This window comes from Wolbachia endosymbiont of Ctenocephalides felis wCfeJ (genome assembly GCF_012277315.1).
Classification (GTDB): domain Bacteria; phylum Pseudomonadota; class Alphaproteobacteria; order Rickettsiales; family Anaplasmataceae; genus Wolbachia.
On the sequence record NZ_CP051157.1, the window covers coordinates 632,986 to 658,738 of the forward strand.

A 25,753-nucleotide genomic window follows, 5' to 3' on the forward strand; every position below is an offset into this window, starting at 1 on the left:
TATATATACCATAACGAATATCTATCACTTATTTGAGAAGTTACTATAGATCAAAATATTTTATAGCTGTTCTTTAATATATCTCTCAACATGCATACTAAACTTCTGTACTTTCTTTTCTATCCGGTAAAAATCCACCAACTTGTGCATCCCATAGGGTTTTATACATTCCATTTTTATTGAGGAGTTCTTGATGTGTTCCATCTTCTACAATTTTACCCTGATCAAAGACTAAAATGCGATCCATATGCAAAAGTGTAGATAGGCGGTGGGCTATTACTATTGTAGTTTTACCTTGCATCAGTTCCCATAGGGATTCCTGAATACTACTTTCAGTTACAGAATCAAGTTGTGAAGTTGCTTCATCAAGAATTAATATCGGAGCATTTTTTAAAATAGCTCTTGCAATTGCAATGCGCTGCCTCTGCCCACCTGAAAGTTTTACACCTCTTTCGCCAACGAGTGACTCATAACCTTGAGGCAATTTTAAAATAAATTCATGAGCATATGCACGTTTAGCAGCCTCTACGATTTCATCATCACTAGCATCTGCTCTGCCGTAGCGAATATTTTCCATTAGAGTCCTATGAAAAAGCGATGGATCTTGTGGAATCGTTCCAATGTTTCTGTGCAAAGAATCCTGGGTTACATTGCGAATATCTTGCCCGTCAATTGAAATTTTTCCAGATTTTACATCGTAAAGTCGAAGAATTAAATTAACAAATGTTGACTTGCCACCACCTGAGTAACCAACAAGCCCTACTTTTTGGCCAGACTTAATTACTATGGACTTGTTTTCAAATATTGGTTCTGCACCTTTATAATGAAAATGAATTTTATCAAAAGTAATTTCCCCTTTTTTAATGACCAGATCTACAGCATCTGGCTGGTCTTGAATGTCAGGAATGACTGAAATTGCTTGCAAACCCTCTTTAACCCTTCCCCAGACTCTGGTAAATTTTTCAAGTTCTTTTGTCAAAATTCAAAGATAACTTCCTATAGCAGTATTGATTCCCATTACGAGAGCAAAGTCTCCTACAGTTATGGTGCCCTGCCATCTACCTTTGGTTAAAAAGTACAAATCAACCCCTTGCATAATTACATATGAAAACCCATAAACACAGAAAATTCCCAAATAGACCCAACCTATCTTTTGTTCCATTAAATTAGCTTTTTTGCTGGCAGAACACATCGATGACCTTTCAGTATGACCCCTTGCAAATAAACTAACAGATAAGATGTTGGAAAACACATCTACCATCTTGCCTGTAATTATTGATCCATATTTTGATAATGTCGTTGAAAGATTTATTTGCTTTTTCAAAAAAGACAAGGATAAAACTATAAACGATACAGCCCAGATTATCATTACAATGGCAAAATCAGTGTTCACTGTCCATAGCATATAGATAGCAATAACCAAGGATAGGAATTGATTAAGAAAAACTTCTGCAATAATTCTTATTACATCGGGAATGTTATCTACCAAACGATTTACTTTGCTTGCAAGATTACCTGCAAAGTTGTTTTGATAGTAATGATAACTCTGGCCAAGTAGCGTATCAAAACTTGAATCATTAATTCTTTTATGAAGATTGGGAAAAAGCTTGATGTTAATAAAATAATCATACAGTCTATTAATACACGAGATTAGAAAGAGCATCAAAATATAGAAAGTTGCAGGAGTAGCTAAGTATTCAAATATATTTTTGCTAGGCACAATTGTAATTCGATCTAGGATAATTTTCACTATATAAGGATCCAGGGAGAGACCAATTGCCCAAATTAGTGATGCGAGGCACATAAAAATAGTGTGCCATTTGAATGGGCGCAGCATTTTTAGAATGAAAGATAAGGCCTGTTTTGTTGTTATGTCATTCATATTTTATTATGTGCTACTGTTGAAATAATACAACAGGAAAGCTTGCTAGCAATGGTTGATCGGTTGAGATATTAACAATATATGTTGTTGAACTAATATAAATTTATTTGAGGTATATAGTTTTGGTACGCTCCTACCTCTATTGTCTCTTAATCTTATTTTAAAACATCAATAATCAAAGCTGGAAAGTTCTTGCTTTAATCATCAAAGTTATGCCATTACTTTCTCTAATTTTTCTAAAGCCAACCTTTTCGTAAGCGCAAATTGCACGTATATTTGATGTGTCAGGATCAACAAAAGCGTTTTCAAAAGTTTTGAAGACCAGTTCATTTAAAAATACATCCAAAACTTGTGGACCAATTTGCTTACCTATATAGTCCAACTCTCCGATATACAAATCTATAGCGGCGCAACTTTCTGGAAGCAATAGGGTGTTGTAACCTTGCTCTGGCGGAAAATCATGTTTATTATAGTACTGAATGTAACCAATATCAACTCCATCGCAGTTAATAATAAATGCATGCATTGGTTTTTCAATAACTTGTGCCTTAAGCTCCAAATGTTTGAATCCTTTGACATAAGTGTTGTATTTCTTTTGGATTAACTCTAATGTCCAATTTATATCTTTATCCCACCACTTCTTTACGTGAGGTGTTCTTAACCACTTTAGTAGTAATAAAAAGTGTTCCGCGCTCAACGCTTTGAATGTGATATTTTTATTCATTATTACACTCTGTTTAGCTCAAGATTATGCATAAAATTTAATACTTAGTTCCCACAAATAATCACCTCTGTGTAATCATTATGAATAGCATATACCTTAGTTTTCCTTTATCCTATTCTAAAATAAATTACTATTAACTTAATGCAAAAAGTAGATTCACTTTGGAACTACAAGATTCTGAGGTGGAGCAAGCAATGATATCAAAAACTGATAGTCATTTAAAAATTACTTTATCACTTGCCACTAAACTTATTGCACAGCAGTTTGCAAAGAGGGCTCATTTAGAGGTTAAACCTGTTGAACTTAATGGTATAGACAACAGAACCTTTCACTTAGGTAAAGAAATGTTGATCAGGCTGCCAAGTGCGGAAAGCTATGCACTGCAAGTTACAAAGGAGCAAAAATGGCTCAAGATACTAGCACCGCACTTATCATTTTCTATTCCTGAACCACTCGAAATGGGACATCCATCAAAGTACTATCCTTGGAATTGGTCAATATACAGATGGATTGAAGGGAAAAGCATAAATAAACTATCTATAAATGACCTGAATTTACAGGTGATTGCTTTTCAACTTGCACAGTTTTTGAATGAGTTACACAGAATTGATGTTAGAGGAGGCCCAAGCCCTGGACTTCATAACTACTGGCGTGGTGGTCACATATCAGTCTATGATGCAGAGGTAAAATCAGCAATCATGAAATTGCAGGGTTTTGTTGACACTAAAGTTATAACATCTGTTTGGGAAAAGGCTATAAGCTCAAAATGGAGTAAGAACCCAGTATGGATACATGGTGATTTGGCAATCGGGAATATCTTAGTAAAAGATAGGTATATAAATGCTGTAATTGATTTTGGATGTATGGGTATTGGTGATCCAGCTTGTGATCTGGTCATTGCTTGGAATTTTTTGAAAAACGAGAGCAGAAGAATTTTCAAATCACATCTGTGTTTAGATCAAGATACGTGGACTAGAGCACGTGGTTGGGCTTTATGGAAGGCTCTCATTACAATTGTACTACTTAAAGATAAGACTAGCCCAGAAGTTATGAAACAAAGGAAAATTATTGATGAAATTCTAACTAGTGAATTCTAATTCAATTTTGAATAAAAATTTCATCTTTTCTCTTCTCAAATGGGCGAGCATCGTAAAACAATTCGATGCGAGAAATGAGACCATCGTCAAATGATAAAAATGAAGTACCTCGCAAAGTACCTATAGGATCAGGACAATCAAAATCTAACACTAGCATAACTTTGTTGCCAGAAGTAAATCTTTCTCGAATTGCAAGGCTCTTAAAAAACATCGAAAAATTTTTGGCAGCTTCAATTATCGATTTTTTATTATCCATAGTTGAAAGAGGACCTATAAAACAGACATGAGGATGCACATATGAAGCCATCTCATCAAAATTTTTGTTACACATAGCCATATAGTAAGACTCTGCTTTATTCAGATTTTGATCAACCATATTAATCCTCGCTTCACGTGCATGTACATAATATCTAAAACTGTATGTAGAATCAAATTTAATTACATATAGCTAATTGAGAAAAGGTTTTCTCAAGAAGACAAAAGTGTGTAGGGCTTATAAGAAAAGTTAATAGGAAGCTATTGGATGCCTTATACCAACCGATTCCAAGCAAACTTGTTCTCGCGGCCCTTGGTTTTTGGTGTTAAATATGGGTTTGTTGGTTAATAGCTTAATAATATAGATTGCTAAATTAGCATTGCCAAACTTAGAAATAACAGGAAAATTTATGGTAATTTCATGCTTTAATCAGAATAAAATTTTTTGTTCTCATTTATAGAAAACATTTTCACCGCTTTTTTTTTGGTAAGGTCAGAGCATAATAGCCCAGCTTTAATGTAAAATTAACGCTGATGAGCTATCTATACATCTTTGTATATGGAGGAATGTTATGCAAAATCCTTTTAAACCCAAGAGTAATAAAGTAGCTACTAACCATGATCAACAATTGTACAATATTATATCCAAAACAGTGATAGAAAATCAAAAAGCTGTGCAAGAGGTTGTCAAACAATGCAAAGGGTTGTTCAAACAAGGAGCCAACCCTAATATATTGACTAAATTAGAAGCACTTTTGAGAGAACAAATTAAATTAGAAAAATCACCAGAAAAACCAGGAGAATATCAAAAATACCATCAGTATTATATCAAACACTTTCTTCCAGCATTACTACGAGAAATAATACAATCAGAACAATTGGCCAAACTCGCAGTGATGAGTGAAGAAGTAAAACAATTACAAGAACCGCAACAAACAAGAAAAGGGGAAATAGTAGGAATAATTTTAACAACTATTAGCAAAGGCAATGATCAAATCGATCTTAGCAGTAGTCAAATAAACAAACAAGATAACGCAGATACTCCCTCATCCAGTGAAGGTCCAGGTAGTAGAGCAGACTTACCCATATTGAATAAGAAAAGCCTACCACCATCACCAGTAAGTAGTAGAAGCAACAATCAAAACAAATACGGTCAAGGAGATAATAAAATACTCAACAATTTGAATATTCCAAAGGAAATACGTGAAAAATATAGCAAAGTTATAGAAGAAATGATGGAGAAAATAAAAAGGTGTACGAAAACTTCTGAGCTTGGCAATAGTTTAGGTAGTAGGGAAGAAAATAAAAACCAAATGCAGCCAGAACAGGCTATAGAAGACACGCCACCTGAAAAACAGCATAACAGAAATTTTCACATTGTACTTGTAACAGGTTGCATACTTTCAGCAGTGGGATGTCTTGTTGCAGGAATAATAACTGCAGGGGCAATACTATTTGCTATGGCTTCAGCGTTTGCTGCAGCAGCAGTAGTCACATGGTATCTAACTTCCCCTTCAAGTGAATTCACATCTACTAATTTAAGTTCTCCTAGTGTAGGCGGTAAGGAATATAAACATTAAATATGTGTTACTTGCAGTGGACAAGTGAATTCAGCTCTTGTCTCTTGATGTAAAAGTTGTTATAATTCAAGGATGTTTAAAAGGTATTTAGTTGATGCACATTCAATTGAATAGAGTTTTGGTTGTTATAACCCTGTTGGGTTTCATCTTTGCATCATATTCTAGCAAAGCAAGTGCAGTAGATAGTTTAAATGATATACGGGAAACTGTAGGAAATTTTATTTCTTCATTTTCAGCTAAGGATACTGTAGAAAATATGAGTCCTTCAACGATTATAGGGTTATGTATAGCTGCAGTGGTACTTGCAATAGCATTCAGGGGCCTGATCTTTTTCATGATAATGTTTGGTGTGTTAGTCATGATGTTTGGTAGCACAGAGAAAGCAACGGATTACCTGAAGGAGAAATTTAACTTTTCAAAAGATATAAACTTGCAACCTGATAGCAAGAAAAAAGACAAAGATTAAGTATCATTTGTAGTGTACTTTTTATTGAATGCACATGATGTTGTATGCAGCCAAAAATAACAGCAATTAGCTCTAAGCTTGGAAAAAGAGATAACCTAGCATTGCTAGAAAGTATCGATTTAGATTTTATTCCTTACGCCTGCCATTACGATGAAGAGACTATACTGACAAAACAGGGAGAATTATTAAAAATAATCAAGTTAGAAGATTATTCCTCTGCTGATAACTATAGCGATCTTAGAACTGAAATTAGAAAAAGCATATCAAAAAATATTAATAGCCTATATTTTACTGTTTGGATCCATACCGTCCGAAAGCGTAATAAATTAACCTTAAAATGGAATAAAACTGGGGACTTTTCTGATGAGCTTCATTCAACTCGGCTTAATAAACTTACTGACAGTAAATTACAGTATATAAATGAGTTATATATTGTAGTGGTGTTTAGCGATTTTGGTAAGCACAGTAATAATTCATTTTTTCTTAGTAGAATAGAGAATGAGTATAAGCTGTTTTTACAAGAAAATCATCAGGAATTAAAAAAGGTGACGGACTTAATTCAAAGTGATTTAGAACCTTGCGGAGCCAAGAAGTTGGGTCTTAGATTTAGTGAGGGTGAAGTGTATTCTGAAATGACGGAATTTCTTCATTATATCGTTACGTTAACACGCAAAGATTATCCAATACGCGAAATGGATTTATCGCAACATGTTAAAGATTTAAAGGTAGCTTTTGGTTTTAATACATTCCAAACAACATTTGAAAACCAACAAAAATTTGGTTCCATTTTTTGCATAAAGGAATATCGGGAAATTCCTTTAGAAAATATAGACAGATGTTTACAACTTGACTCTGAACTTATCATTACGGAAATAATAATATTTACTAGTAATAACAAAGCAGTCAAAGAATTCAAAAACCAAATTAATATGCTGCAAATCAGTGAGGATAGTAACTTGTTTCGAAGTTCAGGAATAAAAGAAATAATGGAACTTGAAAACACTTCTGCTATTGATTTTTGTCAACAGAAAATTATTATTACGATTTTTGCTGATGACAGAACAAAATTAGCAAAAAGTATTAGCGATCTATCCTCTACAATGTCGTTAATTGGTTTAATGATGTTCAGAACTGACCTTCATATGGAAAATCATTTTTGGGCACAACTTCCTGGTAACTTTGCTTTTGTTACACAACCGAAAAATATATTAGCAAAATATGCTTGCAGCTTTGCTATGTTACATGACTTTACATCAGGTACATTAAAAGGAGGGAGGTGGAAAGAAGCAGTAACAGTCTTTTTTTCAAAAAAAGGCAGTCCTTATTTTTTTAACTTTCATGGAAAGAAAAATAATGGTCATACCACGATACTTGGAGCTCCAAATTCAGGCAGAACTTCGCTGATTAACTTTTTGTTATCAGAGTCAAGAAAGTTTAATCCTAGGATTGTTATACTGGATAATACCGGAAAATCAATAATATTTACCAAAGCAGTAAGTGGTGAATATTACATAATTGATCCAAAATATAAAGATAAAAGTCTAAAGTTTAACCCACTAAACATTGAAGACAGTGCTTCCAGTCGCAATATGCTGGTAGAACTGATTAAAAGAATGGTAGACGATGTGAGTTTAGTGGATGTGGAAGAAAAGATAAAAAAGATTGTAGATTCTATATTTACCATACCAAGAGAATCGCGCTCTATTTCGCAAATTTCCGAGGTGCTCTTGCTTCTTGGGGGAAAAATCAGTAGATGGTGTGATGACGGTGAGTTTGCTTACTTATTTCAAGACAGTGATGAATCGGATATTGATTGGGAAACAAAAATTATATCTCTTAACACTGCAAACCTCACAAAACGAAAGGAATGTATGTCCGTGATACTTTACTATTTTTTGTACTCTTTTGAAGCAAAATGTGATGGCTCGCCTGCAATACTTGTTTTGGATGAAGCATGGGAGATAAGTAGTATTTTTTCTACAGAGGAAGAGTTTGATAACTGGATGCAAAGAATGACAAAATTAAATGTCGTAGTAATTCTAAGTACTGAGAACTTAAACCTAGCATTTGCTAGCAAATTCACTCAATATTTGGATAAACATGTTGATACAAGGATTTTAATGCCAAACGTCAATGCAAATAGGTTATATATGAAGGCATTTTCTCTATCAAAAGAAGAACTGAATACAATTTTGCAAACTCCAACTCAGGAAGGTTTATTCCTAATAAAGCAATATAAAGGGTTAGTAACCTTAAATTTAGATTTGAGAGACATGCAAGAAATACATGTACTTTCAGCTAATAAGGAAACTATAAAGTATATGTATGAAGCGATAAAGGAAAAAGGAGAGAAAGTTAATAAGTGGTTGCCGGTGTTTTATGAAAAATGTAGGGCTTAAATTTTTATTGATTCTTTTCTTGGTATTTAGTTTTTCATATCAGGGGTATGCAGATTGTTCATGGTGGAACATAAAAAGTAATACTTGGTGGGAAGCAATAGTTGGTGGAAAGTGGGTAAAAGAAATCAAGGTGAAAGCAATCAAAGATCAGGGAGTTAATGGTTATTTTAATCCCAAAATTGAAGTGTGTGCTTATGATGGAAAAAGCTATTGCTACGAATTACATAGCGGCACGTCTTGTCAAAAAATATATGGAACGCAAAGTAGTGGTGCTGGAGTTTCTGCAGCTGTTTTTGTTGATTGGGAAGGAACAAAAGAGGGAGACAAGATGAAAAATGGTCTGAACTGGGAATGGGCAGAGGGCGTCACTAAGGAAGAGCAAGAAAAATTTGCTAATTCTCCTAAGGTATGTGCTTGCAGTCAAAAAATTGCTTGTGCAGATAGTGCAACAAAATTGTTTGCAGGGGCATCTTATGTGAGTATAAATGAGTGCGATACTTGCTACCAAACAACAGTAAAATGTGCTCCTGTGCCACTTGCACCTGGTCCACCTCCATTTTGCGAACAACTTGCAATGTCACCTCCACAGGTTAGAATTGTCCCTATAAGAGATCAAGAGAATGATTACTTTAATCCAAGAATTAGAGTAATCATTGGCAATTTAACAAGAGACTTATATTTCCAAGAAGCTTCACACACAATTGAAGATGGTAAAGGCACCACTTATTACTTTGAGACCTACAGAAAAAAGGATCAGCTTTGTGCTGAATACCGTGGTACTGAAAGAGAAGAGTCTAAAAGGAAATTACAGTTTCCTGCTCGCTGTTTCCCGGCCCCCTCTGCTCCAGAGATCGAAATAGTAAAGATAGTAGATGAAAATACACTAGAGGTGAAAATAAAGATGAGTGAGGAAGTTTGTAGAAATTATAGATATTATAATAATGGTCTTTGTACTCTGGACATTAGTATTAACCATTCTACAAGTATTGGCCCTCTGTCTTTGAAAGTAGTAAAGCCGGCAATTATAAAAAAGACGTCTATTGACCAAAATGATAAAGTATTGGAAAAAATACTAAATCATGTTCCACCATTTTCAATTTTGGAACAACATGGTTATGCTCCTAGCATAACCGCGGAATGTAAAGCATTCGATGAGCAAGGTCAGTGCAGACTGGACAACCTAGGACGACCAGAAATAGAAGCAAAATATAAAGAAAAGCCTAAAAGTAAAATGCTTTGCATTTCTGGCTGGCAGCCAGAACCAGAAGAGTCTATTCTTAAGAGAGAAAGTGAGATAATACCACTAAAGTCAATGGGAACAAAGTATATTGAATATAATTCTGTTTATTCAAAGGAATCAAATCAGTTCCATTATCTCCCAAGCAAGGACACCGAAAAAGCCGACCCTTTACAAAGAACTCAAAAAGAGTTGGATGATATGATATTCAATAAACAAGGATACGTTTTCTTTCCTGATAAAAACAGGCAGGAAAAGGGAAAATGTAGTTACTGTGTAGAAAGAGATAATGAGGTAAAAGGAGCATTTGAATCTGGTACAGGACTGAAAGTAGTGTATAAATTGACAGATGTGGAGCAATATTTAAATAAAAACAACAATAGTCAGTTTGACTTAGAGTATGAGGAAGTAGATTGTCGGAATGAGAAAGGTGAAACATTGACGGATGAAGAAGGTAAAATACGAAAGTGCACAAAATTAAAAGATCAGCTGATTAAAGCAAACAAAACAGAGGTTTTTTATGCTGATAAATTGTGTAAGCTTAACTTAGAGGATATAGCAAAAAAAGTGTCAAAAGTAATAAAAACACGGTTAACAAATAAAAACTTGTCACAATCTTATACCTTTTCGGATGATAATCATTATACAGATGATTTATCCATATATGATGATGTTGAAATAGAGGCCTGGGGAGGTGGTGAAGCAGGCCACATAAAAAACATAGCTTTCTCTACAGCAAATAGACCAGGAATGCCAGGGGACTACATTAAAGCTAAACTAAAAATTGACCCTAATTATCCTATAATCAGTATTGAGGTTAAACAAGGAGGTGGTAACAGAGAGCAATCTGATTCAGATAAAAATGGGGGATCAACTACAATCAAAATGTGTAAATCAAATAAGCAAGACTGTCAGCCGCCAATTACTGTTGCAGGTGGTGGAACAACAGATAAAACAATAATTCATAATCAAGGTTTAAAATTAGAAGAAGAAAAAATTATAGAATCAAAGATATTGAGGTTGACCGGAGACAATCAAATAACATATATAGAAAATGGTGAAATCAAGCACGAAGGGGTTCAATGTAGCAATTCAAGCAGCAATAAGCCGGGTGCAGGTGGCTGTATTGACAAAAACAGTGGAACCTACGGTAAGGGTGCTCCAGGCTACGTAACCATTAGACCCACAAAGGTTGATGATGAAGAATTAAAAAGAATAATCAATAAGATGGATGATAAAGAATTAAAAACGATAATCAATACTCTTGTAGAAAATCCAGATGTTAATGATATTAGTAACTTAATTGAAAAACTCCATCCCGACACAATCCAGGAAACAAAGGATGAAATCAAACTAATAGCAAAACTTTATCCAGGCATAATCAACACAATCAAAGAAGAAATTGGTAAGGAATTATTAGGAGATCAATCAGAAGCCATACAGGAATCGCCGGGATTGTAGGCCAAAAATTTTGGAGCTATCATCTAAAATGGTTAGGCATATAGATTCAGGTTTTTGTCGCTTACTTTAATAGTTAATTAAGATAAAGCACGTATAAGTTTGCTGTTTAGATTTGTACTTTAACAAAAATACAACTAGTATAAGGAGGGTGATTTATGTCTTTAATAAATAAAATTTCTGAGTTAATAGAACAACAATTTCAAATTAAAAACCATGACAATTATTTGGCTTACACTATACACAAATATGCTGCAAGCGAAATATCCGATTCAATTGCTCTTTGTATAGCTGGCAGTGGTGATTGCAAGGTTAAGTATCAAGGCATTGCAAATTCATTCAACATAACAAAAGAAGAAATCGACCAAGGTGATATTACGAGCATAGAAAATAAAGAGCGAAGCTGAAAAAGAAAGTAGCGAGTTTTCTGAGTTGATTTCTAGAATGGATCAGTCGCTGAAAGAACAAAGTGAAAAGTCTATTGTACAGATTTTAAACTCATCTGCTGAGGAGATGCTAAGGAGCTTTTATGGACAATATAACAGCTCTGTACAGGAAAATAATTCTCAAGAGGATGAAGGAGCCAGTGTACTCCCTGCTTCTCATGAAGAGCCTGCTACAGAAGGCATGGAAACTACTGCTAATCAAGATCCTTTTCAAACCTAATCAACTCCATATATATGCTCTTTTTGTAACCACGCTTTGCGTTTAGGAGAGGATAGTAGACACCATTTTTCACTACACTTTTCTATTTTCATTAGAATAGATTTATCTATTTTCATAGTAACTTTACTATCTGTACTTTGTTTTTGATATCCATAAGTGTCTTCTTTTATCATCGCGTAGCGTTTGCCACTGAGTAGACTACTTTTTATCCATCCACAGTCTTCTTCTATGTCACAGACCTTTTTCCAATTTTCGAACTCTTCTGTAACTTTGAGCGGCAGATTTCTGCAGGTGTATATCCACTTTATAGGATAGTGAAACCCTGGTCCCGTTCTCATGTTGGCCCTCTCCGATTTGATCGAAACAAAGTTACTAGCAAACAAGCCAGGGCTAAACAATAAAAACAATAGGATAATAATGGATTTATTTCTCAACCAAGATTCGAATGTCACATACTGGAATAACATGAAAGGTGTAGAAGACTTCTTCATTTAATTCACGATTAGATTGACATAGGATAAAGAGTAAATTAAAAATTGAATAGATTCTTTAAATGCAAAATTAATGCCTATAGAAATATTAATGCCTGCTCTTTCGCCAACGATGAGCAAAACTGGAGGAAAAATCGTAAAGTGGCATAAGAAAGAACAAGACAGAGTCGAAGTAGGCGATGTAATTGCTGAAATAGAGACTGATAAAGCTATAATGGAGTTTGAATCTGTAGACGAAGGAATTTTGGCAAAAATTTTAGTGTCAGAAGGGACAAGCGGCGTGCCTGTAAATCAGCTGATAGCCCTGATGCTGGAAGAAGGAGAAGATGGAGGTGTCCTTGATAACTATGTTTCAACTTTTACTACCAATGTTGAAGCTAAAAAAGAAGTTGAAGCACACTCTTCAACGTCATCCAATTCTCCAGTGCCATGTGACTCCTCAGTATCATCTAACCCTTTAGTGTCATCCCAGTGCTTGACACTGGGATCCAGAAAAGAAGAAGATACCAAGACAGCAGGAAGTAGAGTAAAAATCAGCCCATTAGCTAAGAAATTAGCTCAAAATGAAGGTGTTAACATAAAACAACTGAAAGGCACAGGTCCGTATGGTCGTATCATTAAAGCTGACGTATTAGAATACTTGAATAGTGATATACAAACTGAAAATCGTGAGAGATCTGGTGAGGACACTGTAATTGAAGTAAGTAATATGCGCCGAGTAATAGCGCAGCGTCTGGTTGAATCCAAGCAGAATATTCCACATTTTTATTTAACTGTAGATTGCCAAGTTGATAAGTTAATAGCACTCAAAAATGAGATTAACGCAGCAGATGAAAACAATAAAGTAACAATTAATGACCTAGTAATAAAAGCTGTAGCTTTTAGCATGAAAAAATTTCCTAATGTGAATTCTTCGTGGATAGACAATAAAATACTAGAATATGTGAATATAGATATTTCAATCGCTGTAGCACTTGAAGATGGTCTGATTACTCCTATAGTGAAGAATGCTGATAAAAAAGGTATTTTATCTATATCAAAAGAAGTAAAAGATTTAGTAAGCAGAGCAAGATCTGGGAAATTAAGACCTGAAGAATTTCAAGGAGGAGGATTTACTATCTCCAACTTAGGAATGTTTGGTATAAAAGCTTTCAGCGCTATAATCAATCCACCGCAATCTTGTATTATGGCTGTTGGTGCATCTAAGAAGCAACCGCTCGTTGTAAATGAAAAAATAGAGATTACGGAGGTAATGACAGTAACGCTTTCTGTTGACCATAGAACAGTTGATGGAGCGTTGGGAGCAAGATTTTTAAATACCTTCAAAAATTACATAGAGAATCCTCTGGCAATGCTCCTTGAGTCTGTATAGATCTTTTCATGTCAGCACTGTTACCATAAAATTAATACTTCTAAGTTTACAATTGTATTAGTAATAGGTTTAGAGGTAAAAAAATGACTACTACAATAAAACAAAATCACTCAGAGAACTTTTCTAAAAATAAGGGAAAAGTTAACTCAAAAGGGATGGTTGCTCCACCAGTACCACCAAGGGCACCCGAAACCAAGCTATCGTCACAGAATATGAGGTAGAAAAAACAGTAAAGCTTAAAAAAGTTGCTCCACCTGTTCCTCCAAAACCTCGTCAAGCCAAAGTTGCTAGAATAAGAGCAATTTTTGAGCAAAATGTACCTAATTTTCAAATGAATGCTAGTAATCAAACAGTAAGTGGCAATCTGAGAGGAACATTTAGCCCAATAATGCGAAAACTTATGGAAGATAACGCTAGCACTTTTGACAAACAACACCATGATTCAGTGGATAGTGGTATATCTTTGTACAGTGATGTGAGTAGCAGTACTTCTGGTCATGATAGAGTAATAAAAGAGAAAATGACAGAAAATGCTAATAAGCAGCAGGATAACCACAAGGTTGAGGCTAGCAAAAAAACTTATAACCCACTTGACTGGAACCCAATCTATCAAGGTAAAAAACGTTTTGGCTTAGACAATATGTCAAGTAGTGCATCTTCATGTAGTGAGAAAAGCAATATTTCAGATATAAGCGATAAGTCTAATAATTCAAACATTGTCAGATGTAATATTACTCGGAGCAATAGTGAAAAAGATCTTCGTAAACCTGATGTTACGCATGATGACAAGCCTGCAGACAAAAAATTATCTAACGTTAGCGTAAGCGAATTAATTAGAAAGTTTGAACAAGGCACAAAAACAATAAAAGGGCGTTAGTCAAATGTTATCCTATCTCTGCATGTATAAAGGTAGGATACCTTTTCAAAATATTATATTCCTTATAGTTTTATTGACTTTTGGCTCCTTCTCTGCAAAAGTAGTGTCTAGGTAGGCTTTAAGTTTTTTCCATTCTTCTTGACCATTTATGTGATTCAAAATCGCAGGCTTATATTCACTTTCAATTTTCTCTAGTCCCTTCTGATATGAAGAACATAGTTCCTCATATGTATCAATATCTACCGATCGTAGTATTATCAAAAATGAAAACAAATTCGGAGCAGCTAATTCTTTCTTTGTGTAACCTAAAAGGCATAATTTTATTTTTTTCACACAGTATTTTATTGTTTCTAACGATAGTGAAAGACTTCCTACATAAAATATAAAACTGTTTATGATCAGGTTTTTTGATTTTTCCGGTAATTTTATGTTTTTAAATAGTTCTTGTGTAAATTTCTCTATTGGTTGTTTTGGTAAATATAAGGAGAGATCAGTAAAAGACTTTAAGTCAAAATTTGATCCAAGTATTGTGCTAATAGCTTTATATACATTACTCTTATCTCTACTGACAGAAATGATAAAGACGAGCCCCTCTATATCAAGCATGTATTTTATAGATTCCAAAAAATCGACAATGAATTTAGGACGGCATATATCAAGGTTATCCACCATTATGTAGATGTTTTTGTCTTTTCTAATTCTATTAATTACTTTTACTAATTGAGTTCTAAAGTCTTTAATGTTTTCTTCTCTTCTCTGAAGAATGTTTAACTCCCTCAGCACAGCGCCAATGTCCTTTTTATCGGCCTCTTTTGTGGCTTCGAGCAATACAGAAAGCATAGCAAGCGGGGATTTACTAATTAACTTTCCCAGTGTGTTTAAAGAAAATAGCTCCTGATTTATGTTCTTGAACTGTTGTATAACGCCTCTTTTTACTTCATATGATGCAAATAAATCCTCAAATAAGAAATTTAAAAAAGAAGGCAGTGGTTGGTCTAGCGCATTGATATCCCATGCACTATAATAAGCTGCTATTTCATTCTGCTGCTTTAACTCTTTTACCCACTCTTTCAAGAAAAAAGTCTTGCCCCACCCGCTATATCCTTCTAAAGATATCATTGTAAAGGACTGATCGATTGTTTTAATTATGGTGTTAAATTTGTTTGAAAATTGCCCATAGCTTAGGAAGTCATTTTTCCATACTGCCTCAAGTGGTGGTGCTATTTCTTTTTTTCTGAAGGTTATTGATGATATAAATTTTTTTAAACACATACCTTATCTTAATCCAACTGATATTCTTGTCTTGAAGTGAGAGCTGCTTTTAGCGTTCCTTCATCTAGGTAGTCAATTTCTCCACCCATTGGTATGCCGCAAGCGAGGCGTGATATTTTCACATCTAAGTTTTTTAGCAATTCGATTATATACTGTACAGTAACTTGACCCTCTAATGTTGGATTAATTGCGATAATGATCTCTTCAATTTTATACTCTGCAACTCTTTTAGGGATAGTATCAAGGTTAAGTTCTTTTGGTCCTACGCCGTTTATTGCAGACAATCTACCACCCAAAACATGGTACATACCAGAATATATACTTCCCTTTTCAAACGCCCACAGATCGCCTAATTCTTCTACTACACACATTAACTTATTGTCACGCTTTGGATCATTACAAATGGAACAAGGTGACTTATTATCTAGATTTCCGCAGATCTCACACTTTACTATAAGGTCTGCTAGCTCCTTAATTAAAGATGCAAGTGGCAACATAACCTTTTCTCTATTTTGTAGTAAATATATAACTAACCTGCGCGATGATGATGGCCCTAAGCTTGGTAATTTAGAAAAAGCATGAACTAAATTTTTTATGTTAACATTCATTCTACAAATCTAGAATAGGCTATAAAATAGTAACATCAAACCCTTGGTAAAGAAAGCGGTAAATTTTTCTTCACCTAATTTTGGTTAGCCATAGAAAAAATTTTTCACTCTATGAGGATTTATAGATAACATTTACTAGACTTTAACTTTTTAGGTCTATATTTTAATAAATATAGAGTAATAATTAATATGGCTGATTCATTTAAGAGTAGCAATTACAACAAGAATCTCAACTTTTTGATACAAGTTATAAAGCTGAAAGATACAAAAAAAATTGATAAACAATACAATGAAACGGTAAGAGATTTATCTCAAGCTCTGAAAAATTTTACAAATAAGGCAGAAGATATAGCTAAGTTTGTTATATATACTGACTTAAATAATTATGTAGAACCGGTGGATAAAAAGCCATTAGGCCTTTTTGGAGCACTAAAGGAGATATGGCTAGGAAAAGATGCTCCGGTTAAGAACGACAACATAAGGAACTTTGCTAAAGATAAATTGCCGAATCCCCCTTTAGAAAAAGCAGCTGAATATACAAATATTTTGAGAAAAATTAACTTCTTAAAAGAAAGACTCGATACTTTGAAAGAAATTTTAGATTTAAGGCGGAGTGAGAAAGAAGAACATAAACTACATGCAGTGAACTTGGAGAGCGTAACAACGTCAAAGCAAAGGAAGGAAGAGCAGCTAAAAAAAGAAGCTGCTAGTAACCGTATGAAGAAAATAAAACGACCAACAATGGCACCTCCACCACCTCCGAATGAGCTTAAACCTGAGCCTCAGAAAAAGGTTGCTACTACTGAGAAGAAAAAGGTGCGCTTTAAATCAAAACCAGAGGTTATACTTTTTGATGATTCAGGATATGGAAGTTTATCAGATGAAGAATCTGATAAAAAAATATCTAATTACCAAGAAAAAGAGTTAATTTACGCAACAGCTCCTAAGGAACATATAGAAGCAAAAAGAGCAAATAAACAGCAGCAACAATCTAAACCTACAATACCACCAAAACTGCCAGTAGTACCACCAATATCAAAAAAAGCTACTGATCTTGGACAAAAAACTAAGAAAGATAAACCTACAATACCTCCAAAGCCTAAAAATCTAGGCCTTGCTGATCAACAAGTGAGCATGAAACCAAGGATAGTAGGAGTAACTCCCAATGAGAGCAAAGTCACTCCTGCTGCACAAGCAGATATCGGTGTGAAGAAAGATCCTACACCATCACCCAAAGCTGCTTCCCAATCTCACTCATTTCCGGTGGGAAATGAAAGATCTGAAATGCACCCAATAACAGCAAAGTCTGATCCCAAGCCTTCAGCTAGTAAACAGCCTCTTATCATGCATGTTAGCGTAAAAGAAATAGCTGCACGATTTGAAAGTCATGGAAAGAAATAGCTGTAACTTATTGGATAAACCCTATAACATCCTTGATTTCTTTTATGTTATGGTTTGCAATCTCTGCTGCTTTTTCTGTACCTTTCTTTAATATTTCATGTAAATAGAATTGATCCTTTAAGAGGTCTCTCATTTTCTCACGTATAGGTGATATAACACTGATGATTAAATCAGCCAACTCTTTTTTAAAGTGCTTCATATCGTGCTTGTTCATCTCTTCGCATACTTTGTCTATGTCCAAACCACTTAACACTGAATAAATATTTATCAAGTTACTTACTTCCGGGCGGCGCTTTAAAGTAGCAAAGTCAAAGCCTAGCATTGAGTCTGTTTTTGCTTTCCCTATTTTTTTAACGATTAAATCATCTGTGTCGTCAAGATTAATGCATGAGTATTCTGAAGAGTCAGATTTACTCATTTTGCTGGTGCCATCTCTTAAGCTCATTATTCTTGATGCGTGGTCCAAAACTAGGATTTCAGGCACAACGAAATGATCTAGTTTGTAGTGATTGTTGAAAGTAAGTGCAACATCGCGCGCAAGCTCCAAATGCTGCTTTTGATCATCACCAACAGGAACGTACTTAGTTTTATATAGCAGTATATCTGCAGCCATAAGCACTGGGTAACTATATAACCCTAAAGAGGCTTTTTGTTTATCACTACCAGCTTTATCTTTGAATTGAGTCATGCGGTTGAGCCAACCAACCGGTGTATAGCACCCAAGTAGCCAACCGAGTTCTGCATGACCGTTGACTGTGGATTGACTAAAAATAATGGACTTTTCTGGATCTATTCCGCACGCAATGTAAGCTGCCGCTGTTTTAAGAATATTACTTTTTAATTCACTGGCAGGAAGCTTATTGGCTGTGATTGCATGCAAGTCAACAATACAAAAAAGGGATTTATATTTATCCTGTAAATCTACCCACTGCTTAATTGCACCAAGATAATTGCCTAAGTGCAGTATGCCACTTGGTTGAATGCCTGAAAAGACAATATTACGCATTATTTTGCTTCGTTTCCGCAATCAGTAGATTTCTTGGAAATAACAACCATTGCAGGACGAAGCAACCTACTTTTTATAGTATAACCAGTTTGTAAAACCTCTACGATGGTGCCAGCTTCCTTTTCATTATCTTCTCTCTCTACAACAGCTTGATGTAAATTACTATCAAAAGGCTCTCCGACTGGGTCTACTTCCTCTATTCCGTACTTTTTGAGGTCATTTATAATTTTTTGGTGAGCTACTTTGATTCCTTCATGAACAGGATCATCATCTTTCAGGTTTTCTATTACCCTTTTCAAATTGTCGCACGAGTCTATCATATCACGTGCAAATTGTGTAACTGCATAATCACTCGCATTGCTGATTTGCTTTTGCATTATACGTTTGACGTTCTCGTTATCTGCAACAGCACGGCGTAAGTGATCTTCAAGCTGAGCTGCGCGCTCCTTCAACGCGTTGAGATTTTCGTTAAAATCATTAGTGTGTTTGCTACTATCTTGTTGGTCTTCACTTTTTTGCTTATTTACCATGTTGGTAAACTTCATCTTTTTTTCCTTACCACTATCTGACATATCATTACCTTTAAGAATCTAATAAATATATAGCAATTAATCTGAAAATATCAAGAACTAGCTAAGCTTGTCTTTCTATGCTCGTATTTAAAAAGTTAACTAAAGCAGTTTTACAAGGAGAATCAGAAAAAGTACTGATGTTATCTTGTGCAACGTTAGCATAGTGTCTTGCTTTTTCTATGGAAAGCTGAATAGCATTGTGGTGATTAATGTAGTATAATGCTTGATTAAAATCGCGTTCGGCTAAAGAAAAACAATTCTCCCAAAATTTTTGCTCTGCTGGGCTGCCTTTTTCATATGCTATAATAGCAGGTAAAGTTACCTTACCCTCAAGAAAATCTTTTCCCGCTTGCTTGCCAGAAGTATTTTGATTAGCAGTATAATCAAGCATATCATCAATTATTTGAAATGCCATGCCAAAGTTAAAACCAAAATTCCTTAGCTTCTCTGTTTCATCACTTGTGGCACCAGATATTGCAGATGCAGCTTCACAACACGCGGAAAATAAAGATGCTGTTTTTTCTCCAATGATATCGAAATAATTTTTCCGAATAGTGTGAGGGTTAAAGCATGCTGTCATCTGCTTTATTTCGCCCTTTACGAGTGAATGCGATGCTCTAGATAAAATAGAGAGAACGTTTAAATTTTTACATTCTATGAGCCACCTAAATGCTAAGGTCAACAACAGATCACCGACTAAAATGCTCGATTTATTCCCCCAAATTTTATTTGCTGTTTCAACCCCATGGCGTACTTCACTTTCATCGAGCACATCATCATGAAGTAAAGTGGCATTGTGTATAAATTCTACTGATGCAGCAACTCTGATTCTATCTTCTCCAGAATAGTTTAGCATTTTACATATGATAAAGACAAGCTTAGGTCTTATCTTTTTTCCACCTGACTTAACAAGATGAGATATAACATTAGCAGCAAGCTCAATACCTTCACCACCAATACTACTGAAGATAAAACCCTCCATAGCTGATAAGTCAGAAGATACGATATTGTCTAATATATCCTTATTTGCTAACAGCATTAAAGAGACTTATGCCTCTTGTTCTTTTACTTTTTTTGTCTCTACCTTCTTGGTTTCTACTTTCTTTTCTTGAGTTTTCTTTGGTTTTGTTTCCATGCCTTTTTTGATAAACCATAGCACTCTTTCGGTTGCTTGTGCACCTACGCCTAACCAATAGTTTAACCTATCAGTCTTTATAACGACACGATTTTTATCATCTTTTGGTAGCATTGGATTGTACTGTCCTATTCTTTCAATAAAACGTCCATCTCTTGGTGCCCGTGAATCAGCTACAACTATTCTATAAAAAGGGCGTTTCTTTGCACCAAACCTTGCTAACCTTATTTTAACTGCCATGTTAACCTTTATTCATACGTTATTTACAATTTTATACAATAAGCAGTTTAAGTCAAATAAATTATACAACTTTCGCGCCTTATAATATACAGGGTACCTACAGTGCATAACCTATGAAAACTATCTTAATACTATAAGATTTGTAAGGCTTGGTGTTTAAAATTGCCTCGCCTATTTGGCTAATCCTTATTACAATCATGAAAAGTAATTTTAGCTCTTATGAGAACTGTGTATGTATGTCAATCTTGCGGTCATAGCACTGGCCGGTGGGTAGGAAGGTGCGTAGCGTGTGACAACTGGGATACAGTTGTTGAAGAAACAGTGGTGAAAACGGAAACAAGAAGTACATCTGCACCAATTTCAATAAAGGCGTTATCAAATAGTGAAATTATTACCCCAAATCGTCTCTTAACAGGAGTAGAGGAATTAGATAGAGTTTTTGGTGGAGGTATCGTTCAAGGTGCAAGCATTTTGATTGGCGGCGAACCTGGAATTGGGAAATCCACCCTTCTACTTAGGATTGCAGCTAATGTTACACAACTTTCTTCTATTGAATGTCTCTATGTCTCCGGTGAGGAATCCTTAGAACAGGTTAGCCTCAGAGCGAAACGTCTTAAGATCGATGAACCTAAAATTAAGCTTCTATCTACAGTATCTTTAGCTGATGTAGTTACAACGATAAAAGAAAATAGAAATATAAAATTCTTAATTATTGACTCCATACAAACGATATATGATAGCAAAATTACATCGGCACCGGGAACTGTAACCCAGGTTCGCACTTGTGCTCATGAGATGACCGTTCTTGCAAAACAGTATGGCATTTCTCTCTTAATAGTTGGCCATATAACCAAGGATGGACAAATAGCAGGGCCTAAAACTTTAGAACATATGGTAGATACAGTTCTATATTTTGAGGGCGAAAATAGCAATCAATATCGCATTTTGCGTGCTATTAAAAATAGATTTGGCCCTGCAAATGAAATTGGTATTTTTGAAATGTCTGAAGCAGGACTTATTCCTATCGATAATCCATCAGCGTTATTTCTAGCAGGAAATATTGATGATAAAAAAGTTGTTGGCAGTGCTGTATTTGCAGGAATTGAAGGTTCAAGACCGATTTTGATGGAAGTTCAAGCGTTGATAGCAGGAACGAATATGGAGAATCCAAGGAGAGCAGTAGTTGGATGGGATATTAATAGATTGGCTATGATCATTGCAGTACTGAATGCCCGTTGCGAAATGTCTTTACACAAAAAAGAAGTGTATCTAAATATTGCAGGAGGATTTAAAATACAGGAACCATCGGCTGATCTTGCTGTTGCTGCTTCCCTTTTTTCAAGCATAGTGAGTTTGCCGCTACCAACTTCCTCAATAATCTGTGGCGAAGTTGCACTTTCAGGCGAGATTAGAAACATCTCACATGCTGATCTGAGGCTCAAAGAAGCACAAAAACTGGGGTTTAAAAAAGCGATTATGCCTAAAAATGGCAATTACTCTTCTCACGATATCGAAATAATTAAGCTTGGTCACATAAAAGAGCTAAGAGATATCTTCAATTACAGTTAAATAGTACTTGTATGAACATTGTCTGACAAAAACAAGTAGTCTAATGATATCATCCGAGTAGCTCCTCTTCTTGTCATCCCAGTACTTGATACTGGGACCACTCTTTTTTTCACTAGATTCCAGCGTCACGCGCTGGAATGACACCATTTGATGAAAATAAGAAACCTCTTATTTTCGATTCTGTATAAAAATGAAAATAAGGCTTATCTATTTGCGTGGATGAACATAAGAGAACTCTTATTTTCGATTTTGCGTAAAAATGAAAATAAGGCTGGGTTCCAGCGTCACGCACTGGAATGACACCATTTGATGAAAATAAGAAATCTCTTATTTTCGATTTTGCGTAAAAGTGAAAATAAGGCTGGATTCCAGCGTCACGCGCTGGAATGACACCATTTGATGAAAATAAGAAACCTCTTATTTTCGATTTTGCGTAAAAGTGAAAATAAGACTGGATTCCAGTGTCAAGCGCTGGAATGACAGAGTTTAAGAAATTTACTAAATGAGAGAAAAAGGCAAAAAAAGCCCCGTTGGCGGCTAATTATTTATATTAACTTTATAAACTGGCGTTTTTTTATTCTAAACGTCTAATCTCGCTGCTTTTAAACCGCAACTGATCTAATTTTAAACGTTAAGAAATTTACCAAGCGAAAAAAAGGCAAAAGAAACCCTGGTCAATATCTGCTCAAAAACATTGGCATCTTTTTAGCCTTAAACGCTGCAATTTAGCTGCTTTTAAACTACAACTAACCTTGACTTAAACGTTAAGAAATTTACTAAGCAGAAAAAAAGACAAAAGAAACCCTGTGGTAGAAGTTGCTCACTTTCTAATCCTGCAAATTGGCGTACTATACTGTCTTGAACGACTTATAAGCGCGTTTCAGCTTGTATAGGGAAAAACCTAGAAGTCTAGGTAAAATTAATAAAGACATGAGGTGCACATAGTGCAAAAAATTAAACATAAGACGCCAACCGTGATACTTTCGTCGTTTAATCTGCACAGATTGAAGCTATTTATTTAGCTTCAATCATATGGTAAGCAGACTTTTTGGAAACGTCAAGTGGTTTTTTGCTTTTGCTTCTTAAAATCTGAATGCCGGCTGGCTACCGTTTCTTATAAGCATATGCTCGTAAACTTCAGTAAGAAAATTATAAAACTACTTTATTCTCTTAATTATTTGTTTTCTTCTTGTTATTACGAGTCTTTTCTTTGGCACATCCTTCACTATAATACTGCCTGCTGCAATAACAGATTCATCATGAACGTTAAGTGGTGCAATAAGTGAGCTATTGGCGCCAACAAAGCAGTTGCTTCCAATATGTGTTTCATGTTTCTTTTTCCCGTCGTAGTTGCAAACAACGGCACCTGCACCTATATTACTTTCCGGTCCTACTTTGGTATTTCCTATATAACTCAAGTGCTTTATTTTGGTATTCATGCCTATATCACTTGCTTTTACTTCAACAAAGTTTCCCACGGTTGCACTGGCACCAATTGTTGTGCCTTCACACTTGGCAAATGGACCGATTCTAGCTCCAGATCCTATTTTCACCCCAGGACCAAAAAAAACATATGGGTAAATAGTCGAATCTATACCAATTTGTGTGTCAAGAGAGAAGAAAACAGTCTCTGGAGCAACAAGCGTCACTCCAGAGTTGGTAAAAAATCTTCTTTTGTTTTCTTGAAAGTAAAACTCAGCTTTTGCAAGGTCATTCCTGTTATTTATGCCAGTTGCTTCTTCTTCATCAGTAATAACATAACCGACATTTAAATTACTTTTTACTGCAATGGAGACTATATCAGTTAAATAATACTCTTTTGTCAAATTATTACACTCTATTTTCCCCACCAATTCACGTAAATTCTTTGCATATGCAACCATTATCCCAGCATTAGCAAGGAATTCTCTATCATTATCTTTACCATTTTGTGCTTCCACGATTTCTTTTAGGGAATCATCCTCAATAATTAACCTACCATACTCTTTATTGTTTGTCCTAAAACCTAGACAAACTAGGGCCTTACCTTTTAAAGAGCTGACCATTTTAGTTATCGTGCTGCTTTTTATAAGTGGAGTGTCTCCATACTGTACAACAACTATGCTTGAGTCTGGTAACTCCTTCAGATTTCTCATGGCAGTTTTGACTGCATCCCCTGTACCAAGTGTTGATTCCTGTGTAATTAATTGTATATCTTCAGAGCACTCTAGCCTTTGAGTTAAAGGCAAATCAACTACTACAGCTATATTTTGAGGGTTTAATTGCTTTGCATTATAAATGACATGCTCGAGCATGGAAAAATTTCCTATTTTATGCAGAACTTTAGGTAGGTTTGAATTCATTCGCTTACCGTGTCCGGCAGCAAGTATAATAAATGTACAAGCTTTATTTGTCACTTATCTTAAGGATGAAAAATGAAAACCATAGTGGTTGAGCCAGTTGACTCTGTTGTCATAGAAACTCCTTAAGTCGCCAATTTGGTATTTTAACATTGCAAGCCTTTCTATGCCGATGCCAAACGCAAAACCATTGTATTTAGTATGGTCTATTCCGACATTTTGAAAGACATTTGGATGCACCATACCGCATCCTAGTACTTCTATCCATTTACTACCTTTATAACTTATATCTACCTCCGCAGAAGGCTCAGTAAAAGGGAAGAAACTGTTACGAAAGCGTATCTTTAATCCCTTATCTCCAAAAAATTTCCTAAGAAAGCGGTGAATAGTAAACTTTAACTGGCCCATGTTCACATTTTCATTGACATATAACCCTTCCATCTGATGGAACATAGGGGTGTGAGTTGCATCAAAATCGTTTCTGTATACTCTACCTGCTGCTACTATTTGAATCGGGAAAATTTTCGTCTTTTCCATGGTTCTAATCTGTACAGACGAAGTATGAGTGCGCAGTACCATCCTTTTGTCATTTATTTTGTTCCTTAAATAGAAGGTGTCTTGCTCTTCTCGTGCAGGATGATGACTTGGAGTGTTCAGTGCATCAAATACATGAAATTCATCTTCAATATCAGGACCATCGACTGCTTTGAAACCCATATGTGCAAAAATGAGCTTTACTTCACTTGTAACTTTACTCAGTGGATGGATCTTACCAATTCTTTCTGGCCTAACAGGTAGCGTAATATCAACTGCCTCGTTTTGCAGTTTAAAGTTGATTTCCTCGGCTCTGAGTGTGTTTTCTTTACTTGTTATAAGCTGATCTAGCTTACTACATAAAACGTTGATCACCGCACCTAAATTACGTTTTTTTTCTGCATCCTCTATCTTTTTTAAGCTGTCAAAATAGGCTTTAATCACACCTTTTTTTCCTAGATATGATAGCCTGACTTTTTCTAAATCTTGTAAAGAAGAAGTATTTTCAATTTCGGAAACCGCTTTATCTTCAAGTAAAGGTATTTCATTCAGTAGCTCTTTATTCATCCTAGA

Annotated in this window: 26 protein-coding genes; 12 read left to right on the top strand and 14 right to left on the bottom strand. The window is 35.2% G+C overall.

Going from position 1 to position 25,753, the window contains the following annotated elements:
- Positions 1–97: 97 nt before the first annotated feature.
- From HF196_RS05885 to HF196_RS03095, 3 genes are all read right to left on the bottom strand, one after another.
- The gene (locus tag HF196_RS05885) at positions 98–979 is read right to left on the bottom strand and encodes an ABC transporter ATP-binding protein (protein ID WP_246198512.1); all 882 of its coding nucleotides are present in this window, start codon (positions 977–979) and stop codon (positions 98–100) included.
- Positions 980–982: 3 nt separating this feature from the next.
- Positions 983–1,882, bottom strand: a complete 900-nt coding sequence (locus HF196_RS05890) for an ABC transporter transmembrane domain-containing protein (RefSeq protein WP_246198514.1) — start codon at positions 1,880–1,882, stop codon at positions 983–985.
- A gap of 175 nt (positions 1,883–2,057) precedes the next feature.
- Positions 2,058–2,606, bottom strand: a complete 549-nt coding sequence (locus HF196_RS03095) for a GNAT family N-acetyltransferase (RefSeq protein WP_168455768.1) — start codon at positions 2,604–2,606, stop codon at positions 2,058–2,060.
- Between the two features lie 161 nt (positions 2,607–2,767).
- Here HF196_RS03095 and HF196_RS03100 point away from each other — a divergent pair, with 161 nt between their 5' ends.
- Positions 2,768–3,703, top strand: coding sequence for an aminoglycoside phosphotransferase family protein (locus HF196_RS03100; protein ID WP_246198516.1), 936 nt, complete (start codon positions 2,768–2,770; stop codon positions 3,701–3,703).
- Position 3,704: 1 nt separating this feature from the next.
- Here HF196_RS03100 and HF196_RS03105 read toward each other — a convergent pair whose 3' ends face one another.
- A complete protein-coding gene (locus HF196_RS03105; protein WP_168455769.1) occupies positions 3,705–4,079 on the bottom strand; it encodes a nuclear transport factor 2 family protein in 375 nt (124 codons plus the stop codon).
- Positions 4,080–4,530: 451 nt separating this feature from the next.
- On the opposite strand from HF196_RS03105, the gene HF196_RS03110 reads away from it, so the two are divergent.
- The 6 genes from HF196_RS03110 (at position 4,531) to HF196_RS05900 (ending at position 11,764) form a co-directional block, all read left to right on the top strand.
- Positions 4,531–5,538, top strand: a complete 1,008-nt coding sequence (locus tag HF196_RS03110) for a hypothetical protein (protein WP_168455770.1) — start codon at positions 4,531–4,533, stop codon at positions 5,536–5,538.
- 94 nt (positions 5,539–5,632) lie between these two features.
- The gene (locus HF196_RS03115) at positions 5,633–6,004 is read left to right on the top strand and encodes a hypothetical protein (RefSeq protein ID WP_168456277.1); all 372 of its coding nucleotides are present in this window, start codon (positions 5,633–5,635) and stop codon (positions 6,002–6,004) included.
- 44 nt (positions 6,005–6,048) lie between these two features.
- Positions 6,049–8,403, top strand: coding sequence for a VirB4 family type IV secretion/conjugal transfer ATPase (locus HF196_RS03120; RefSeq protein WP_168455771.1), 2,355 nt, complete (start codon positions 6,049–6,051; stop codon positions 8,401–8,403).
- Entirely contained in the window at positions 8,384–11,101 is a 2,718-nt protein-coding gene (locus HF196_RS03125) for a hypothetical protein (protein WP_168455772.1), read from the top strand. Before HF196_RS03120 ends, HF196_RS03125 begins: the two co-directional genes overlap by 20 nt.
- 155 nt (positions 11,102–11,256) lie before the next feature.
- Positions 11,257–11,505, top strand: coding sequence for a WBM0748 family T4SS-associated protein (locus tag HF196_RS05895; RefSeq protein ID WP_246198518.1), 249 nt, complete (start codon positions 11,257–11,259; stop codon positions 11,503–11,505).
- Between the two features lie 37 nt (positions 11,506–11,542).
- Entirely contained in the window at positions 11,543–11,764 is a 222-nt protein-coding gene (locus tag HF196_RS05900) for a hypothetical protein (protein ID WP_246198520.1), read from the top strand.
- On the opposite strand, the gene HF196_RS03135 is transcribed toward HF196_RS05900, so the two are convergent.
- Positions 11,761–12,231: an SH3 domain-containing protein gene (locus HF196_RS03135; RefSeq protein WP_168455773.1), complete on the bottom strand. Its 471-nt coding sequence runs from the start codon at positions 12,229–12,231 to the stop codon at positions 11,761–11,763. The genes HF196_RS05900 and HF196_RS03135 overlap by 4 nt on opposite strands.
- Positions 12,232–12,328: 97 nt before the next feature.
- Between HF196_RS03135 and HF196_RS03140 the strand changes: the two genes are divergently transcribed.
- From HF196_RS03140 to HF196_RS03145, 3 genes are all read left to right on the top strand, one after another.
- Complete coding sequence (locus HF196_RS03140; protein ID WP_168455774.1) at positions 12,329–13,627, top strand: pyruvate dehydrogenase complex dihydrolipoamide acetyltransferase; 1,299 nt, start codon at positions 12,329–12,331, stop codon at positions 13,625–13,627.
- An 83-nt stretch (positions 13,628–13,710) separates the two neighbouring features.
- Positions 13,711–13,848: a hypothetical protein gene (locus HF196_RS05905; RefSeq protein WP_246198522.1), complete on the top strand. Its 138-nt coding sequence runs from the start codon at positions 13,711–13,713 to the stop codon at positions 13,846–13,848.
- Between the two features lie 110 nt (positions 13,849–13,958).
- Positions 13,959–14,504: a hypothetical protein gene (locus tag HF196_RS03145; protein WP_246198523.1), complete on the top strand. Its 546-nt coding sequence runs from the start codon at positions 13,959–13,961 to the stop codon at positions 14,502–14,504.
- Positions 14,505–14,549: 45 nt separating this feature from the next.
- Here the strand turns inward: HF196_RS03145 and HF196_RS03150 are convergent, their stop codons facing one another.
- Both HF196_RS03150 and recR read right to left on the bottom strand, forming a co-directional pair.
- Positions 14,550–15,776 (bottom strand): P-loop NTPase fold protein, encoded by a 1,227-nt coding sequence (locus HF196_RS03150; RefSeq protein ID WP_168455775.1) that lies wholly within the window; start codon positions 15,774–15,776, stop codon positions 14,550–14,552.
- Between the two features lie 8 nt (positions 15,777–15,784).
- Positions 15,785–16,384, bottom strand: coding sequence for a recombination mediator RecR (recR, locus tag HF196_RS03155; protein WP_168455776.1), 600 nt, complete (start codon positions 16,382–16,384; stop codon positions 15,785–15,787).
- Positions 16,385–16,573: 189 nt separating this feature from the next.
- Here recR and HF196_RS03160 point away from each other — a divergent pair, with 189 nt between their 5' ends.
- Positions 16,574–17,785 carry a hypothetical protein gene (locus HF196_RS03160; protein ID WP_168455777.1) on the top strand — a complete coding sequence of 404 codons (1,212 nt, stop codon included), beginning with the start codon at positions 16,574–16,576 and terminating at the stop codon, positions 17,783–17,785.
- A gap of 7 nt (positions 17,786–17,792) precedes the next feature.
- On the opposite strand, the gene trpS is transcribed toward HF196_RS03160, so the two are convergent.
- The 4 genes from trpS to rpsP all read right to left on the bottom strand — a co-directional run bounded on the left by trpS (position 17,793) and on the right by rpsP (position 20,738).
- Positions 17,793–18,791, bottom strand: a complete 999-nt coding sequence (trpS, locus tag HF196_RS03165) for a tryptophan--tRNA ligase (protein ID WP_168455778.1) — start codon at positions 18,789–18,791, stop codon at positions 17,793–17,795.
- A complete protein-coding gene (locus HF196_RS03170; protein WP_168455779.1) occupies positions 18,791–19,363 on the bottom strand; it encodes a nucleotide exchange factor GrpE in 573 nt (190 codons plus the stop codon). The genes trpS and HF196_RS03170 overlap by 1 nt, the downstream gene beginning before the upstream one ends.
- 61 nt (positions 19,364–19,424) lie before the next feature.
- The gene (locus HF196_RS03175) at positions 19,425–20,402 is read right to left on the bottom strand and encodes a polyprenyl synthetase family protein (RefSeq protein WP_168455780.1); all 978 of its coding nucleotides are present in this window, start codon (positions 20,400–20,402) and stop codon (positions 19,425–19,427) included.
- Between the two features lie 9 nt (positions 20,403–20,411).
- Complete coding sequence (gene rpsP / locus HF196_RS03180; protein WP_168455781.1) at positions 20,412–20,738, bottom strand: 30S ribosomal protein S16; 327 nt, start codon at positions 20,736–20,738, stop codon at positions 20,412–20,414.
- Between the two features lie 219 nt (positions 20,739–20,957).
- Between rpsP and radA the strand changes: the two genes are divergently transcribed.
- On the top strand, positions 20,958–22,307 hold the full coding sequence (gene radA, locus HF196_RS03185) for a DNA repair protein RadA (protein ID WP_168455782.1): 1,350 nt from the start codon (positions 20,958–20,960) through the stop codon (positions 22,305–22,307).
- A gap of 112 nt (positions 22,308–22,419) precedes the next feature.
- Here the strand turns inward: radA and HF196_RS03190 are convergent, their stop codons facing one another.
- The 3 genes from HF196_RS03190 to pheS form a co-directional block, all read right to left on the bottom strand.
- The gene (locus HF196_RS03190) at positions 22,420–22,599 is read right to left on the bottom strand and encodes a hypothetical protein (protein WP_168455783.1); all 180 of its coding nucleotides are present in this window, start codon (positions 22,597–22,599) and stop codon (positions 22,420–22,422) included.
- 865 nt (positions 22,600–23,464) lie between these two features.
- Positions 23,465–24,703, bottom strand: coding sequence for an NTP transferase domain-containing protein (locus tag HF196_RS03195; protein ID WP_168455784.1), 1,239 nt, complete (start codon positions 24,701–24,703; stop codon positions 23,465–23,467).
- Positions 24,704–25,747 carry a phenylalanine--tRNA ligase subunit alpha gene (gene pheS, locus HF196_RS03200; protein ID WP_168455785.1) on the bottom strand — a complete coding sequence of 348 codons (1,044 nt, stop codon included), beginning with the start codon at positions 25,745–25,747 and terminating at the stop codon, positions 24,704–24,706.
- Between the last annotated feature and the right edge of the window lie 6 nt (positions 25,748–25,753).